The organism is Lonepinella sp. MS14434 (genome assembly GCF_042468235.1).
Lineage (GTDB): Bacteria > Pseudomonadota > Gammaproteobacteria > Enterobacterales > Pasteurellaceae > Lonepinella.
This window is the reverse complement of record NZ_CP170386.1, coordinates 2,117,915-2,135,023: the sequence shown is the minus strand read 5'-3', so window position 1 is coordinate 2,135,023 and position 17,109 is coordinate 2,117,915. Positions and strand designations below refer to the sequence as shown.

Below are 17,109 nucleotides of genomic sequence, written 5' to 3'. Positions count from 1 at the left end.
TTTATTCATAATTCAAAAAAGTGGGTTAAAGCCAATTACTATAAGGCTTTAACCCACTTTTTACCAACTATTTTGTCTACTATGCCAAAAACTATATGGGATAGTTTGTAACATCCTTTTTGTCCATTATGCCTTATTATTTAACGATAAGCTAATTCATTCCAACGCAATTCATTTTTCAACTCTGCCAATTTTGTATCTTGATGAATATGAATAAATTCAATATCAAAATATTCGGCAAAGGTGCGTAACATATCAGCATCAATATCTAAACTAAACACACTATGGTGAGCTCCACCAGCTAATACCCATGCTTGCGTACCAATATCAAAATCCGGTTTTAGTTGCCAGAAAGCGTGTCCGACAGGAAGATTTGGCATGGATTGTGGTTTATCTACGGCATCTAAATCTGCCACGATCATTCTAAAGCGATTACCCATATCTACGATGGTAGCATTAACGGCTTTGCCGGTTTTTGCGGTAAAGATTAAACGAGTTGGGTCTTCTTTACCGCCAATACCTAATGGCTTGATGTCTAAGATTGGTTTATCATTAGCGATGCTCGGGCAAACTTCCAGCATGTGTGCACCTAACACTAATTCATTATTTTCATCAAGGTGATAAGTGTAGTCTTCCATAAAAGATGAGCCTTTTGGCAAACCATAACTCATCACTTTAATAGCTCTCACTAAGGCGGCTGTTTTCCAATCGCCTTCACCACCGAAACCATAACCTTGCTCCATTAAGCGTTGGACTGGTAAGCCGGGTAGTTGTTTTAAGCCATTTAAATTTTCAAACGTATCCGTGAATGCGTGGAAATCACCTTGTTCCAAGAAGGCTTTTAAACCCAGTTCAATTCTGGCACTATCAAAAAGTGCGGTACGTTTTTCGCCATTTTCTTTTAGACTATCCACTAAGGTATAAGATTGCTCGTATTCCTGTACTAATTTTTCGACATCAGCATCCGCCACCTGATTAATTGCATCGACTAATTGATACACACCATAGCCATTGACGCTGTAACCAAATTTAATTTGGGCTTCCACTTTATCCCCTTCGGTCACGGCGACTTGTCGCATATTATCACCAAAGCGAGCTATTTTAAGGTGTTGTTGATCATAAATCGTGGCACACACACGTAACCAACGATCTAATTTTTGTTGCACTTCAAGGGATTTCCAATGCCCAACCAGAACGGTTCTGGCTTTGCGTAAACGAGAAACTAAGAAACCAAATTCACGATCACCGTGAGCGGTTTGATGTAAATTCATATAATCCATATCAATATCATGCCAAGGAATATGTTGATTGAATTGGGTATGAAATTGTAATAAAGGTTTGTTTAATTGGGTTAGCCCTGCAATCCACATTTTGGCAGGTGAGAAAGTGTGCATCCACGCCATTAATCCCACACAATTAGGTTGATTATTGGCTTGTTGGCAAATAGTTAAAATCTCATCGGGCGTGGTGGCTAAAGGCTGTAACTTAATTTTAATAAACGGATTTTGGTTGTTTAAATGCGTTACAATTTGCTCCGCATGTTGTTTCACTTCAGCCAAAGCATCTTCACCATAAAGATGTTGGCTACCCACGATAAACCAGACTTCTAAATTTTTTAAGAATTGCATAATTATTCTCCTATTTTATATGTTCAATCGCTGTTTGTACAATAGCGATACCTTGTTGATATTGTTTAATAAATTTCTCATAGCCTTGATGAATGTCTTCATCAGGATGGATTAATTGGCGTTCACTTTGGGTAAAAATTTCATGATCTAAATATTCGCTTAATGATGAATTTTTGCCTAAGAAATTAGCCAATAACGCAATTCCCCAGGCTCCCCCTTCACCTGCAGTTTGCATGGTGGCAACAGGGATATTTAATGCGGATGCCAAGATTTTTTGTGCGATACCTTGGGTTTTGAACATACCGCCATGGGCGAGTACTTGTTCAATATTGACTTTCTCTTGTTGCAATAAAATATCGACGCCTAATTTCATCGCTCCAAAGGCGGCATAAAGATGCGAAAGCATAAAATTCGCCAAATTAAACTCGGATTGCGTAGGGTGCATAAACATCGGGCAACCTGATCCTAAACCCATGATATGTTCGCCAGAGTGGAAGCCATAGGCAAGCAAGCCACCGCAATCGGACGATCCTTTTAAGGCTTGATTAAATAAGGTTTCATAGAGAGTTTGGGAATTTACATTCACATCAAAGGTTTGTAGCACTTCATTGAACAAATGTACCCAAGCATTAATTTCTGAACTGCAATTATTTGCATGTGCCATTGCCACTAACTTGCCCATTGGTGTGGTGACAATATCCAATTCGGGATAGACTTTTGACAAAGCTTTTTCTAACACGATCATGGCAAAGGCAGACGTTCCAGCGGAGATATTGCCGGTTTTTTCCTTAATGCTATTCGTAGCAACCATGCCTGTTCCGGCATCCCCTTCCGGTGGGCAAAATGGAATGTTAGCTTGCAAATTGCCAGCAGGATCAAGTAATTTTGCACCTTTCTCGCTTAAAAAACCGGCATTTTCACCTGCTAATAATACTTTTGGTAATAGTGCTTTAATATGCCAAGGATAGTGTTTTTCGCTAATCAATTCATCAAATTGTTGTAACATGGTTTGGTCATAGTCCAACCGTTCACTATCAATCGGAAACATGCCAGAAGCATCCCCAATCCCCAATACTTTTTCGCCGGTTAATTGCCAATGCACATAGCCTGCCAACGTAGTGAAATAATCAATTTGAGCAACATGTGGTTCATTATTCAAAATTGCTTGATATAAATGGGAAATGCTCCAACGTTGCGGAATATTATGGTTAAAAAGTGCGGTCAATTTTTGCGAAGATTTTTGCGTAAAATTATTCCGCCAAGTTCGAAATGGTACGAGCAAATTATCTTGTTTATCAAAAGGTAAATAACCGTGCATCATGGCACTGATGCCAATTGCCGCCAACTGAGTTAAGGTTACTTGATATTTATCTTGAACCTGTTGAGTTAAATCCGCATAAGATTGCTGCAAACCTTGCCAAATTTCAGCTTTGGAATAAGTCCAAATGCCATTGTCAAAATGATTTTCCCAATCGGCAATACCAGTAGCAAGAATCTCACCTTGCTGGTTAATTAACACGGCTTTAATCCGTGTTGAACCAAATTCAATCCCCAACACCGCTTGCCCAGATTGAATATATTTCGCTGTATTTTCCATAGATTATTCTCTCTTTGATAAAATAACTTAACACACAGAATAATCTTAAAATTAACCAAAAGTAAGAGGTCAATATGCTGTTTATATGGATTAAATAGCTAGATAAAAATAAATGTGAACGAGATCACATTTTAACGAGAATTACGATATTCTGACGGATTTAACCCTGTGTGGCGTTTGAATAAACGGCAGAAATAGAGTTGATCGTCATAGCCCAATGTGCGAGCAATATGATAAATCGGGGCATTCGATGTATGGAGTAAATGCTGGGCTTTAATCATACGTTGTTCTTCTCGCCATTTAATCATAGAACTACCTGTTTGTTGGACAAATAAATGGGCAAGGCGAGAGGGAGAAATATGAATAGCGTTGGCAATGTCCGTAATTTTATGATTTTGCCCTAAGTTGTCGGTAATAAAATGACAAGCGGATAACACTCTGGGATCTAACATTCGCTGTTTATTAGACGGATCGAGTTTAAAACAAGTCAGTAATAATTGTTCTAATAAACACATCGACATTTCTTCATAAAACAACCCCTTATGCCGATATTCTCGTTCAATTTGTTTAAATAATGCCAAAATCCGTTGATATTCGTTGCAATCGGTAATGGTTAATCGCCCAACGTGATTGACGGTATCACTCCAATTAAGCCAATCTTTCCACAACGCACGAGGACGGAAATAAATCCATTGATGATGCCATAAGGGGCTATTTTCTGCTCGGTGATAATAATGGGCGGCGTTAGGCGGAAATAACAGTAAATCACCAGTAGCACAATTAAATTGATCTTCTCCTTGAAAAATTGTCCCAATACCATCAGTGGTTAAATTAATAATATAACCTTTCATGCCGTTAGGTCGGTTAATGGTAAAATCTAGCTCTTCCCCTGCCACAATCGGCGTCATTCCTGCGACTAAATAAGCATTAAAATTATAGCCCGGTAATAAAGGATTATCTTGTTGAGCAGGAGAAGATTGCATGCATTTTCCTTATGATTTAATAAATTTTTGTTTATATTTATCAAAAATCACCGCAATTAATAGGATAAGACCACGCACCACATATTGTGCAAACGGTGAAATATTGAGTAAGTTCATGGCATTCTCAATTGTACCTAAAATCAAAATCCCTGCAATAATAAAGGAAATTTTACCAACGCCACCGCTCATGGAAACCCCACCCAGTACACATGCTGAAATGGCAGTCATTTCAAAACCAATGGAGGTCATTGGTTGTCCACTTGTCATACGAGCAGCAAGAATCACACCAGCTAACGCCGAAACTAACCCTGATGCTACAAAAATGAGCAATTTAGTCCGATCAACATTAATCCCTGCTAAACGAGAGGCTTCTTCATTACCACCAATGGCTAAGGTATTTCGTCCGTATGTTGTACGACCAAGTAAGAAACCAAAGATAGCAATACAAATAATGGTGAACCAAATTGGCAACGGAATACCGAGAAAATCTTGATAGCCTAAATCAAAAAATTCTTCTTTAGTGATCCCCACCGCTTTACCGTCAGAAATAATATAACCTAAGCCACGTGCAATTTGCATGGTAGCAAGGGTACTAATAAATGAACTAATTTTAAGTTTAGCAATGACAAATCCGTTCATTAATCCAATCATTGCCCCTAAGCCTAAACCGGCTGCAATACCTAAAAATAGGCTTTGTGTGGCATTCAATGTCACTGCGGTGACGACGCCTGCACAGGCAATCACCGAGGCGACAGATAAATCAATTTCACGTGCTGCCAAGCAAAATAACATCCCACAAGATACCATTCCACTCATGGAAATAGCAAGCCCTAGCCCTTTCATATTGATGACTGTCGCAAAGTTAGGAATAAAGATACAGGATGCGATAAAAATCACAGCGAAAATCAGTAACATGCCGTAAGCATTCCAAATTTTGGATAAAATTGTCGAATTTCTTGTTTGAGTTGTCGTATTCATTATACATCTCCAAAATGGTTAAACCATTGCCAGTTTTAAAATTTTTTCTTCAGTGGCTTGTGAACGTTCAACACAACCAGTCATTTTCCCTGCTCGCATGACCATAATCCTATCCGCCACGCCAATTACTTCAGGTAAATCACTCGAAACCACGATAATCGCCAATTTTTCATCAGCTAATTTGAAAATCAAATCATAGATTTCTGATTTCGCTCCCACATCAATCCCCCTTGTAGGTTCATCAAGCAACAGCACTTTAATATCTTCCGATAACCAACGTCCAAGAATGGCTTTTTGTTGATTCCCCCCAGATAAATTCACAATTAACTGCTCAATAGATGGGGTTTTCACGTTCATTTGTTGACGTTGTTGTTCTGCGTTTTGTTTTTCCCATTTTTCATTAATAATAAATTTAAACAAATTATGTGAACGTCTGGCACTGATATTAATGTTTTCAGCTACCGTCGCCGTTGGAATAACCCCTTCTTTTTTACGATCTTCTGGACAAAGCACAATACCTTGTTCAATGGCTTGTTTTGGGGTAGAAATCACGCATTGTTTACCGTCTAATTCAATTGAGCCTTGTGTCATCGGATCCGCACCAAAGATCACTTTCAGTAATTCTGAACGCCCGGCGCCGACTAATCCAAATAAACCGAGAATTTCCCCTGCTTTAACGGATAAATTAAAGTCGCCTTTCAATTTTGTGCCAGAAAGTGCGGTGATTTTTAGCCGAGTTTCACCGGTTTCTCTTGGGCGATAATGATAAATATCACCAAGATTACGTCCCACCATGCTCCGCACTAAATCATCATTAGTGATTTTGCTCAAATCACTGAAAGTTTCCACAAATTGTCCGTCTTTTAATACGGTGATTTCATCACTAATACGGAAAATTTCTTCCATTCGGTGCGAAACATATAAAATCACTTTGCCTTCAGCTTTCAATTCATTAATCACTTGAAATAATTTATCAATTTCAGGTGCAGATAAACTACTGGTCGGTTCATCAAAGGCAATAATTTTTGCTCCCCGACTTAAGGCCTTGGCAATTTCAATCATTTGCCATTGACCGATGGATAGCTCTTTTAATGGGGTATTAGGATCAATATTCAGATCTAACTTATCTAAATATTGCTGCGTCCGTTCGATTAACGCCTTTTGATTCACTATACCCAAATGATGAGGAAATTGCCCTAAACACAAATTTTCCGCCACCGTCATTTCAGGCACGATATTCAATTCTTGATAAATAATCGCAATCCCAGCCAACAAGGCTTCTTTGGTATTACGAAACGTCATAGTTCGTCCACCGATATGTAATTTTCCTTCGGTGGGTAAATAGTTACCGCTTAGGATTTTCAATAAGGTCGATTTACCCGCCCCATTTTCGCCCATTAAAGCATGAACCTTACCTTCATAACATTTAAATGACACATTTTGTAGTGCTTTAACGCCAGGAAATATTTTGGTAATGTTATCAAATTCTAAATAAGGAATTTGCATGGAGTTTCTCCTTATAAATAACATTGAATGGTTGGATTTCTCTCAACGATGTAAGCATCAATGGTGCCAAGAGAAATCCAACAATAGGGAGATTAAAGTCCTTTTTTCGCTAATTCTTCTTTGAAGTTTTCACGTTTTAAAAATACAGGATCGCCGATAGCAATAAATTTTTCAGGTTCAACACCGTCTTTGACCCATTTATACAATAATTCAACGCTTCTATAACCGTGAACATCTGGGCTAGGTAATAATGAACCTAAGAAACCGGTTGGATTTGGTTTAGATAATTCATTAACGGCATCCGTACCATTGATACCAATACCCACCACATTTGTCGCTTTAAAGCCTTGACCTTCGGTGGCACGCACACCACCTAATACCGTATTGTCATTCATACCGACAATCAACCAATTTTTCACTTCAGGATGTTGTACTAACATGGAATTGGCGGCATCCAATGCACCTGGAATATCATTACTTTTAGTTGGTGATTTATAAATTTGTTTTTCAGGGAACCCTGATGCAATTAATGCTGAAATTGAACCTTCAGTACGGCGACGAGCGGTATCTAATTCATCTGCTGTAATTGCAAGCACTGCGGTTTCTTTCACATCCCATTTGCGGTTAAGCATTTCTTTGTAAAGTTCTTGACCTTGACGTTGACCAATTTCTTCTGCCGCCATCATAATTAATGGCACTTGGGTCATCGGTTCACCCGCAGCATTTAAGAATTGGTCATCAACAGTAATGACTTTCATTTTATAAGATCTGGCTTTTGCCATAATCGCCGGTCCAAGTTTTGGATCTGGCGTACAAATCACAAAACCTTTCGCACCATTAGCGGCTAAATTATCAATAGCGTTTAAGGTTTTTTCACCATCAGGCACCGCAATCTTGATAATTTTCACATCGCCCAAATCGGCGGCAGCCTTATCCGCAAATGTCCATTCGGTTTGGAACCATGGTTCTTCAGGCTGTTTCACTAAGAAACCTAATTTTAAAGGATCTTCCGTGCTGGAATATGCTGGTAAGCTACTTAATCCAGCAAAACCTAAAACAGATACAGCAAGAAGTGATTTCATAAACGTTCTTTTAGTGAATTTCATATTAAGTTCTCCTATGGATAGATATTACATTAATTATCAATTAGATAATGCTTAGTTGATAAAGTTTGAAATTCTGATTTAGGGTTATATTACAAAATTAAAATGAATGAAAAAGTGATCTAGATCACAGTTTAAATTTATAGCAATATTATCCATATATTGAGCTAAAAAAACCTGTGTGAAATATAAAAATTTATGATGTCTTATATGAAAAATACGCTGTTTCGTGCTATTTTCTTGATTATCAGGTATGCTTAGCATCAAAAAACAAGTTCAAATAAGATAAAAAGAGAAAATCCATGTCTGAAATAAAATTAAACTATCACAAAACCCACTTTCTCACCAGTGCAGCGAATATTACGCAACTCCCCGAAGAGACGGGAATTGAAATCGCTTTTGCAGGGCGTTCAAATGCGGGAAAATCCACCGCACTTAATGCCTTAACCAACCAAAAAAACTTGGCTCGTACATCAAAAACCCCAGGGCGGACGCAGTTAATTAATTTATTTGAAGTGGAACCGCAATGTAAACTCGTGGATTTACCCGGTTATGGTTATGCTGCTGTCCCTGAACAGATGAAATTGCAATGGCAAAAGTCTTTATCGGAATATTTACAGAAACGAGAATGTTTGCAAGGCGTAGTGATTTTAATGGATATTCGCCATCCGCTGAAAGATTTAGATCAGCAAATGATTGAATGGGCTGTCGCATCGGAATTACCTGTACTATTATTACTCACCAAAGCAGATAAACTTAGCCAAAGTGCCAGATCAAAAACCGTAAAAATGGTGCGTGAAGCGATTTTACCCTTTCAGGGAGATGTTCAAGTTGAGCCATTTTCAGCACTCAATAAAATCGGCATAGATCGTTTGTCCGCCAAGTTAAATGAATGGTTTAGTCCTGCTTTTGCCACTGAAAATCCTTAATTTTGTGATCTCTATTCCAAAAATACACCGTCATTTTTGTAAAGTGCGGTGGATTTTTTTATGATTTTTCTGATTTGTTATTTAAAAGGAAAAGTCATGTCGTTAGCCATTGTTTATAGCCGTGCCTCTATCGGGGTACAAGCCCCCCTTGTGACCATCGAAGTCCATATTAGCAATGGTAAACCAAATTTTGTGCTAGTGGGATTACCAGAAAAAACCGTGAAAGAAGCACAGGATCGCGTGAGAAGTGCCTTGATTAATGCACAATTTAAATATCCACCAAAACGCATTACCGTTAATCTTGCCCCAGCAGATTTACCTAAAGAGGGGGGACGTTTTGATTTGCCGATAGCGTTGGGGATTTTGGCAGCATCAGGGCAAATTAATGCGGAACAATTACGTCAATTTGAATTTCTTGGGGAACTGGCATTAACGGGGAATTTACGTGGTGTGCAAGGGGTTATTCCTGCTATTTTAGCGGCTCAGAAAGCGAAAAGAACCATGATTATTGCCCCGCAAAATGCCAATGAAGCATCTCTCATCTCAGAACACGACAGTTATTACGCAAATTCACTGTTAGAAGTGGTGCAGTTTCTCGACAAGCAATTAAATTTGCCAACGGCTAGTCAAATGGCAGACCAAATTAGGTCAAATGCCAAGCAAAGTGCGGTGCAAAATAGCAAAGATTTAACCGATATTATCGGGCAACATCATGCCAAACGAGCCTTAACCATTGCCGCTGCTGGGCAACATAACTTACTTTTATTAGGTCCCCCAGGGACTGGCAAAACCATGCTTGCCAGTCGATTAACCGATCTCTTGCCCGAAATGAGTGATCAAGAAGCCATAGAAACCGCCTCTGTGACTAGCCTGATTCAAAATGAACTGAATTTTGCCAATTGGAAGAAACGCCCATTCCGTTGCCCACATCATAGTGCATCTTTGCCTGCGTTAGTGGGTGGCGGATCGATCCCAAAACCTGGCGAAATTTCATTAGCTCACAATGGCATTCTGTTCTTAGATGAATTGCCAGAATTTGAACGTAAAGTATTAGATGCGTTACGCCAACCCTTAGAAAGTGGTGAAATAGTTATCTCTCGTGCCACCGCTAAGATTCAATTCCCCGCTAAATTTCAATTAGTTGCCGCCATGAATCCAAGCCCAACAGGGCATTATCAAGGATCGCACAATCGCACATCACCACAACAAATTATCCGTTATTTGAATCGGTTATCAGGACCTTTTTTAGATCGTTTTGATTTATCTATTGAAGTCCCCTTGTTACCACAGGGTGCGTTACAAAGCCAACAAGATCGGGGTGAAAGCAGCGAACAAGTGCGGTTAAAAATTGTTAAGGTACGCGAAAGACAATTCGCTCGGCAGGGTAAAGTGAATGCTCATTTAACCAGCAAAGAAATTGAACGTTATTGCCCGTTATTACAAAAAGATGCGATTTTTTTGGAAAATGCGCTAACTAAACTCGGTTTATCGGTACGAGCTTATCATCGTATTCTCAAGGTTTCTCGTACTATTGCAGATTTAGCAGAGTCGGAACAAATTACGCAAACCCATTTAGCGGAAGCATTGGGGTATCGTACTATGGATCGGTTATTATTGAAGTTACATGAATAATGAAAGTTTATATTGGTATAAAACAGATAAAAAATAAACCGCACTTTACTTTTATTATGATCTCATTAAGCAAAGTGCGGTATTTTTTCGCTAATTTTTACGCATTTAAAATATTCTGGATTTCCTGAATACTTAAATGATAACCATGCGGGCAGTTACGCCATTCATCCAGCATTTTGATGTATTTATCCCACATCGGGGTTTGTGAATCACAGCCATGTTCGCAACGCATAAATTCTTGATATTTGCCTTCTACACCTGTAATAAAACGCAAGTAGCTTAAATATTTTTTCTCACGCACTGCACAATAGCCCACGAATTGTAAGCGGTGTGGGGTGACAGTAGTTTTGTCGGATAAATTATTGTAAGAAACATGCAAGGCTTTGTACATTTCTAAGGTATCAAGAACAGTTTGGCATTCTTCTAGTGAAATATTGCTAAACTCCTGATCTAATTCTTTTAATTCACGCGCAAAACCGCCCTTTACAATCGTTTCTAAACGACTGTATTTTGCTTTGCTTTCTGGTTCAAGTAAACCCATTAATTTATATTGATTAGCTAAAATTAAGCGTTGAGTTGATGTCATTTCCATAATAAATTCCTTATTTAATTCTTATTTAATCTATACTGTTTAAATCATCTTCTGATAATCCCGTTTCTTTTACTTTAACATTGCCATCAGTGGCTCTATATTCAAGATTTTGATAATAGGCTTCACGGAACGTGATATAAGGATCTTGTGCCTGATCGAGTAACGCCTCTTTATCCATAGCTTTGGCTCGTGTATCGACGGTTTGAATGCCGGTTTTGACTAATGACCATGCGCCACCAACCCAGTGCCAGAATGGATAGGTATAAGCGGTATCCACCACCGAACCGGTTAATTCTCGTGGCGTAGTGGCATTATATACGGGTAACACTACATAGGCGCCCGGCTCTACACCATAACTGCCAAGGGTGTCCCCAAAAGTACGTTGATTTTCAATTTTGAGTGGATCGCTGTAGCTTGCCCAGTCAATTAAACCGCCTAAACCAAAGGTTGAATTAATCACAAAACGATTAAAATGTACTATGGCTTTTTTACCCTCACCTTCCAATAATCGGTTAACAAAACTGACCGGTTCATCTAGGTTATTGGCGACATTGGAGATGCCTGTAGTCAGTGGGCTAGGCAAAGCATCCCAGCCTTTCGCTACGGGCTTTAATAGATAAGGATCTAACACTTTATAGTTAAAATCCCACATGGTACGGTTAAAACCTTGTAGTGGATCATTGCGTTCGCCTGTCACAGGATCAAGCGTGTTAGTACAGCCACTCAATAAAACGATACTACAAAGTGCGGTGGATAATATTGCAGTTTTTTTCATCTGATTTGTTCTCAAATAAATTTTTGTCTATTGTAAATGAGTTAAGCGGAATCTACAAAAAAATTTACTGCAGTTTAGCTAAAAATCTGCATAATGTGAATATTAATTCACTTATAGTGCATAAATATATATTCTTGTAACTTTACAAGATGATCCGAGCTTGATAGAATAGCCCGAATTTAATTAATTCATCTAGAGATTATCCATAAACAATCTTAGGTTAATGAATATTTGTAAGTGTTCAACCATACAATTCAGGAGCAATTATGTCCGCACAAGCCATTCTCGTGCTTGCTGACGGTAGTGTTTTTCACGGCACATCCATCGGTGCTGAAGGTCACACTATCGGCGAAGTCGTTTTTAACACTGCCATGACCGGCTATCAAGAAATTTTAACCGACCCTTCTTATTTTAAACAAATCGTCACCTTAACTTATCCCCACATTGGCAACACAGGTTGCAACGTTGAAGATTTTGAAAGTCATCAAGTGTTTGCGGCGGGCTTAATTATTCGTGATTTACCTTTAATTCACAGCAATTTCCGCTCCAATCAAAGCCTTGATCAATATTTAAAAGCCCATAATGTGGTGGCGATTGCCGACATTGACACTCGCCGTTTAACCCGCATTTTGCGTGACAAAGGCGCACAAGCAGGCTGCATTTTAACAGGCGAAAATTTAACCGAAGCGGACGAGAAAAAAGCCTTGGAATTAGCCTTAAGTTTCGGCTCAATGGCAGGCAAAGATTTAGCCAAAGAAGTCACCAGTGCCGAAACCTACCCTTGGACACAAGGCGAGTGGCAACTAGGCAAAAGCTATATTGAAGCGGAAAACCCCGAATTTAACATTGTCGCCTATGATTTCGGCACAAAACGCAATATTTTACGCATGCTCGCCGAACGGGGCTGTAATATCACGGTCGTTCCTGCTCAAACGCCTGCCGAAGAGGTGCTTGCCTTAAATCCAGACGGAATTTTCTTATCCAACGGACCGGGCGACCCTGAAACTTGTGATTATGCGATTGCCGCCATTCAAACATTCTTGAAAAGCAAAAAACCGCTGTTTGGCATTTGTTTAGGACATCAACTGTTAGGCTTGGCAGCAGGCGGAAAAACCAAAAAAATGCCATTCGGACACCACGGGGCAAACCACCCAGTGCAAGATTTAGACAGTGGCAAAGTGTTAATCACCAGCCAAAATCACGGCTTTGAAGTGGATGAACACAGTTTACCAGCTAACGTTCGTGTCACGCACCGTTCCCTGTTTGATAATTCCGTGCAAGGCATTGAACTCACCGACCAAGCGGCATTCTCTTTCCAAGGACATCCCGAAGCGAGCCCTGGACCGAATGATGTGGCGTATTTGTTTGATCGGTTTATTGATGAAATGAAAATGGTAAAATATGAATGATATTAATACATTAAAATCGAACATTACTGATAAGACTACGCTCTTATTAAGAGGAGCATTAGGAGCAATTCCTTATATTGGCTCTCTTTTATCTGAAATAACAAATATTATTCCTAATCAACGAATAGATCGCATTGTAGCTTATATACAAAAACTATCAGAAAAATTAGATGCTATTGAAATAGATATTGTGAATATATGCGAGAATGCTGATAGCCCATATCTTATTCTAATTGAAGATAGTTTTATTCAAGCGTCTAGAGTTATTACGAGCGATAGACGTGAATATATAGCATCTCTCATTGTTAATGGATTAACTGATGATGAGACTAACATTGAACGCCATAGATATTTATTAAGATTACTATCAGAATTGAATGATGAAGAGATTATTTGGTTACGATTTTATTTAAAACCATATTTTGGCGGTGATGAAGAATTTCGAAAACGCCATGAAAATGTACTTACATTAGCAAGACATTATATAAATGCTCCTGTAGAACAGCAAAATTTGGCATCCTTACAAGATAGTTATAAAGTTCATTTAGAACGATTAGGACTACTAAAAAAACGAATTAAAGTTGATTCAAAAACTAGAATGCCTATTTTTGATCGTATGACAGGAGAGCCAGAAGGAACCATTTATATTACCCATTTAGGTAAAATGCTACTAAAAGAAATTGGTTTTATTGATAAAGATGACGAATAAGTAAATATAAATTCTAAAGAGATTAACAAAATGCCAAAACGTAACGACATAAACACAATATTAATTATCGGGGCAGGTCCGATTGTGATTGGGCAAGCCTGTGAATTTGACTATTCGGGAGCACAAGCCTGTAAAGCCTTGCGTGAAGAAGGCTATAAAGTGGTGTTGGTAAATTCCAACCCTGCCACCATTATGACTGACCCGAATATGGCTGATGTAACTTACATTGAGCCAATTCAATGGCAAACCGTGGAAAAAATCATTGAGAAAGAACGCCCAGATGCGATTTTGCCAACCATGGGCGGACAAACAGCGTTGAATTGTGCATTGGATTTGTCTAAACACGGCGTATTGAAAAAATACCATGTGGAACTGATTGGGGCGACTGAAGACGCCATTGATAAAGCGGAAGACCGTGGGCGTTTTAAAGAGGCCATGGCGAAAATTGGCTTAAATACACCGCGATCTTTTGTGTGTCACACTTTTGACGAAGCGTGGAAGGCACAGGAAGAAGTGGGATTTCCAACCTTAATTCGTCCATCTTTCACCATGGGCGGTTCGGGCGGTGGGATTGCCTATAACCGTGATGAATTTCAAGCCATTTGTGAGCGGGGTTTTGATGCGTCACCTACCCACGAATTGTTGATTGAGCAGTCTGTATTGGGCTGGAAAGAATACGAAATGGAAGTGGTGCGTGATAAAGCGGACAACTGTATTATTGTGTGTTCCATTGAAAACTTTGACCCTATGGGCGTGCATACGGGCGACAGTATCACCGTTGCTCCTGCTCAAACCTTGACCGATAAAGAATACCAAATTATGCGTAATGCCAGCTTGGCGGTGTTGCGTGAAATCGGCGTGGATACAGGCGGTTCAAACGTACAATTTGCCATTAACCCTGAAAATGGTGAGATGATCGTGATTGAAATGAATCCACGGGTCAGCCGTTCTTCAGCATTAGCGTCTAAAGCCACTGGTTTCCCGATTGCCAAAGTAGCGGCGAAATTGGCGGTAGGTTACACCTTAAACGAACTTCGCAACGACATTACAGGCGGTTTAATTCCCGCATCTTTCGAGCCGTCCATTGACTATGTGGTGACCAAAGTACCACGCTTTGCTTTTGAGAAATTTCCCCAAGCAGACGACCGTTTAACCACCCAAATGAAATCCGTGGGCGAAGTGATGGCAATGGGTCGCACTTTCCAAGAAAGTTTACAAAAAGCCTTGCGTGGATTGGAAACAGGCATTTGCGGTTTCAATTTGCTTTCTGAAGAACCTGAAAAAATCCGTAGCGAATTAGGCAACCCCGGACCTAACCGCATTTTATATGTGGCGGATGCATTCGGAGCAGGTTTCAGCTTGGAAGAAGTGCATCACTATTCCAAAATTGACCCTTGGTTCTTAATTCAAATTCAGGACTTGGTGCAAGAAGAACTGGCGTTGGAAAAACGTACACTAGATGAATTGGACTACGCCGAACTACGCCGCTTAAAACGCAAAGGCTTTTCCGACAAACGTATTGGGCAACTCACTAAAGCGGGCGAAAGTGCGGTCAGAAATAAACGCAATTTATTAAATCTACACCCTGTTTACAAACGAGTGGACACCTGTGCTGGCGAGTTTAAATCGGATACGGCATATCTCTATTCTACCTATGAAGAAGAGTGCGAAAGCCGTCCAACGGATCGCAAAAAAATTATGATTTTAGGTGGTGGTCCGAACCGTATCGGACAAGGCATTGAGTTTGACTATTGCTGTGTGCATGCGGCCCTTGCCTTACGTGAAAGCGGTTTTGAAACCATTATGGTCAACTGCAACCCTGAAACAGTTTCTACGGATTTTGATACGTCCGACCGTTTATATTTTGAGCCGTTGACATTGGAAGATGTGTTAGAAATTATCCACGTGGAAAATCCGTACGGCGTGATCGTGCATTACGGCGGTCAAACGCCGTTGAAACTTGCCAATGCTTTGCACGATAACGGCGTGAACATCATCGGTACATCCGCAGATAGCATTGATGCAGCAGAAGACCGTGAACGTTTCCAAAAAATCTTGCACGATTTAGGCTTAAAACAACCAAATAACCGCACCGCTCGCAATGCAGTGGAAGCGGTGAAATTGGCGGAAGAAGTAGGCTATCCGTTGGTGGTACGTCCGTCTTATGTGTTAGGCGGTCGGGCGATGCAGATCGTTTACAACGTGGACGAACTCAACAAATATATGCGTGAAGCCGTACAAGTATCAGAAGATAGCCCGATTTTGTTGGATCACTTTTTGAACAACGCCATTGAAGTGGACGTGGATTGTATTTGTGACGGCAAGGAAGTCATCATTGGTGGCATTATGCAACATATTGAACAAGCAGGTATTCACAGTGGTGACTCCGCTTGTTCCTTACCACCATACTCGTTAAGTACAGCAATGCAAGATGAAATCCGCCGTCAGACCGCTGCTATGGCACAAGCGTTAAAAGTGGTAGGCTTGATGAACGTGCAATTTGCGGTGCAAAATGACGTAATTTATGTGTTGGAAGTCAACCCACGAGCCAGCCGCACCGTGCCATTTGTGAGCAAAGCCACAGGGCGATCTTTGGCCAAAATTGCTGCTCGGGTGATGGCAGGTATTTCCTTGGCTGAGCAAAGCATTGCAGGGGAAGTGATTCCTGATTATTACTCCGTCAAAGAAGCGGTGTTCCCATTTATCAAATTCCCAGGTGTGGATACCATTCTCGGTCCTGAAATGCGTTCAACAGGTGAAGTTATGGGCGTTGGAAAGACCTTTTCCGAAGCCTTTTTAAAAGCACAGCTGGGGGCAAATGAACGTATTCCTAAAACTGGTAAAGTCTTTGTTTCTGTTGATAATAAAGACAAAGCACGCTTATTACCAGTAGCCCGTAGCTTACAAGAACAAGGTTACGGCTTATGTGCAACGATAGGGACAGCAAAATTCCTAAAAGAAAACGGTGTATTCGCCCAAATCGTCAATAAAGTACGTGAAGGTCGCCCGCACATTGTGGATGCAATTAAAAACGGTGAAATTGCCACGATCATTAATACTGTCGGCAGTACGCCTGAAAGTGTAACGGATAGCCATTCTATTCGCCAAAGTGCATTGCAACAGAAAGTGTTTTTACAAACAACGCTTTCCGGAGCAGAAGCCTTAGTAGAAGGTGTGAAAAGTATTGATAAACTTGATGTATATTCGGTACAGGAGCTGCATCAAAGTCTAAACAAGTGATAGTCTCATAAAAATAGTCGGGAAAGAG

The 17,109-nt window shown here is 40.0% G+C and carries 13 protein-coding genes; 5 read left to right on the top strand and 8 right to left on the bottom strand.

The genetic code is table 11. The features are described from left to right. Positions 1-140: 140 nt before the first annotated feature. The 6 genes from araA to O1Q79_RS10270 form a co-directional block, all read right to left on the bottom strand. Positions 141-1,628, bottom strand: a complete 1,488-nt coding sequence (gene araA / locus O1Q79_RS10295; protein WP_386692272.1) for an L-arabinose isomerase — start codon at positions 1,626-1,628, stop codon at positions 141-143. Between the two features lie 10 nt (positions 1,629-1,638). Further along, on the bottom strand, positions 1,639-3,225 hold the full coding sequence (locus O1Q79_RS10290) for a xylulokinase (protein ID WP_386692270.1): 1,587 nt from the start codon (positions 3,223-3,225) through the stop codon (positions 1,639-1,641). A 131-nt stretch (positions 3,226-3,356) separates the two neighbouring features. After that, on the bottom strand, positions 3,357-4,208 hold the full coding sequence (gene araC / locus O1Q79_RS10285) for an arabinose operon transcriptional regulator AraC (protein ID WP_386692268.1): 852 nt from the start codon (positions 4,206-4,208) through the stop codon (positions 3,357-3,359). 9 nt (positions 4,209-4,217) lie between these two features. Continuing rightward, complete coding sequence (gene araH, locus O1Q79_RS10280; protein WP_386692266.1) at positions 4,218-5,186, bottom strand: L-arabinose ABC transporter permease AraH; 969 nt, start codon at positions 5,184-5,186, stop codon at positions 4,218-4,220. An 18-nt stretch (positions 5,187-5,204) separates the two neighbouring features. Further along, the gene (araG, locus tag O1Q79_RS10275) at positions 5,205-6,692 is read right to left on the bottom strand and encodes an L-arabinose ABC transporter ATP-binding protein AraG (protein ID WP_386692264.1); all 1,488 of its coding nucleotides are present in this window, start codon (positions 6,690-6,692) and stop codon (positions 5,205-5,207) included. 92 nt (positions 6,693-6,784) lie between these two features. Continuing rightward, the gene (locus O1Q79_RS10270) at positions 6,785-7,774 is read right to left on the bottom strand and encodes an arabinose ABC transporter substrate-binding protein (RefSeq protein ID WP_386692262.1); all 990 of its coding nucleotides are present in this window, start codon (positions 7,772-7,774) and stop codon (positions 6,785-6,787) included. Positions 7,775-8,097: 323 nt separating this feature from the next. On the opposite strand from O1Q79_RS10270, the gene yihA reads away from it, so the two are divergent. Together yihA and O1Q79_RS10260 are read left to right on the top strand one after the other, a co-directional pair. Then, a complete protein-coding gene (gene yihA / locus O1Q79_RS10265; protein WP_386692260.1) occupies positions 8,098-8,724 on the top strand; it encodes a ribosome biogenesis GTP-binding protein YihA/YsxC in 627 nt (208 codons plus the stop codon). Positions 8,725-8,820: 96 nt separating this feature from the next. Further along, positions 8,821-10,356, top strand: coding sequence for a YifB family Mg chelatase-like AAA ATPase (locus tag O1Q79_RS10260; protein ID WP_386693394.1), 1,536 nt, complete (start codon positions 8,821-8,823; stop codon positions 10,354-10,356). Positions 10,357-10,453: 97 nt separating this feature from the next. Here the strand turns inward: O1Q79_RS10260 and O1Q79_RS10255 are convergent, their stop codons facing one another. Together O1Q79_RS10255 and O1Q79_RS10250 are read right to left on the bottom strand one after the other, a co-directional pair. Beyond that, positions 10,454-10,948 (bottom strand): YfbU family protein, encoded by a 495-nt coding sequence (locus O1Q79_RS10255; protein ID WP_132300022.1) that lies wholly within the window; start codon positions 10,946-10,948, stop codon positions 10,454-10,456. A 25-nt stretch (positions 10,949-10,973) separates the two neighbouring features. Beyond that, on the bottom strand, positions 10,974-11,723 hold the full coding sequence (locus tag O1Q79_RS10250; protein ID WP_386692256.1) for a VacJ family lipoprotein: 750 nt from the start codon (positions 11,721-11,723) through the stop codon (positions 10,974-10,976). 266 nt (positions 11,724-11,989) lie between these two features. On the opposite strand from O1Q79_RS10250, the gene carA reads away from it, so the two are divergent. The 3 genes from carA to carB are packed head-to-tail and all read left to right on the top strand — an operon-like array spanning position 11,990 to position 17,081. Further along, the gene (carA, locus tag O1Q79_RS10245) at positions 11,990-13,132 is read left to right on the top strand and encodes a glutamine-hydrolyzing carbamoyl-phosphate synthase small subunit (RefSeq protein WP_386692254.1); all 1,143 of its coding nucleotides are present in this window, start codon (positions 11,990-11,992) and stop codon (positions 13,130-13,132) included. Continuing rightward, a complete protein-coding gene (locus O1Q79_RS10240; RefSeq protein WP_386692252.1) occupies positions 13,125-13,841 on the top strand; it encodes a hypothetical protein in 717 nt (238 codons plus the stop codon). The genes carA and O1Q79_RS10240 overlap by 8 nt, the downstream gene beginning before the upstream one ends. A 30-nt stretch (positions 13,842-13,871) precedes the next feature. Next, a complete protein-coding gene (gene carB, locus O1Q79_RS10235) occupies positions 13,872-17,081 on the top strand; it encodes a carbamoyl-phosphate synthase large subunit (RefSeq protein ID WP_386692250.1) in 3,210 nt (1,069 codons plus the stop codon). The last annotated feature ends 28 nt before the right edge of the window (positions 17,082-17,109 follow it).

Bases quoted from the DNA above. Each gene is read 5' to 3' on its own strand.
- araA (WP_386692272.1), bottom strand. From the start codon at position 1,628: ATGCAATTCTTAAAAAATTTAGAAGTCTGGTTTATCGTGGGTAGCCAA.
- O1Q79_RS10290 (WP_386692270.1), bottom strand. From the start codon at position 3,225: ATGGAAAATACAGCGAAATATATTCAATCTGGGCAAGCGGTGTTGGGG.
- araC (WP_386692268.1), bottom strand. From the start codon at position 4,208: ATGCAATCTTCTCCTGCTCAACAAGATAATCCTTTATTACCGGGCTAT.
- araH (WP_386692266.1), bottom strand. From the start codon at position 5,186: ATGAATACGACAACTCAAACAAGAAATTCGACAATTTTATCCAAAATT.
- araG (WP_386692264.1), bottom strand. From the start codon at position 6,692: ATGCAAATTCCTTATTTAGAATTTGATAACATTACCAAAATATTTCCT.
- O1Q79_RS10270 (WP_386692262.1), bottom strand. From the start codon at position 7,774: ATGAAATCACTTCTTGCTGTATCTGTTTTAGGTTTTGCTGGATTAAGT.
- yihA (WP_386692260.1), top strand. From the start codon at position 8,098: ATGTCTGAAATAAAATTAAACTATCACAAAACCCACTTTCTCACCAGT.
- O1Q79_RS10260 (WP_386693394.1), top strand. From the start codon at position 8,821: ATGTCGTTAGCCATTGTTTATAGCCGTGCCTCTATCGGGGTACAAGCC.
- O1Q79_RS10255 (WP_132300022.1), bottom strand. From the start codon at position 10,948: ATGGAAATGACATCAACTCAACGCTTAATTTTAGCTAATCAATATAAA.
- O1Q79_RS10250 (WP_386692256.1), bottom strand. From the start codon at position 11,723: ATGAAAAAAACTGCAATATTATCCACCGCACTTTGTAGTATCGTTTTA.
- carA (WP_386692254.1), top strand. From the start codon at position 11,990: ATGTCCGCACAAGCCATTCTCGTGCTTGCTGACGGTAGTGTTTTTCAC.
- O1Q79_RS10240 (WP_386692252.1), top strand. From the start codon at position 13,125: ATGAATGATATTAATACATTAAAATCGAACATTACTGATAAGACTACG.
- carB (WP_386692250.1), top strand. From the start codon at position 13,872: ATGCCAAAACGTAACGACATAAACACAATATTAATTATCGGGGCAGGT.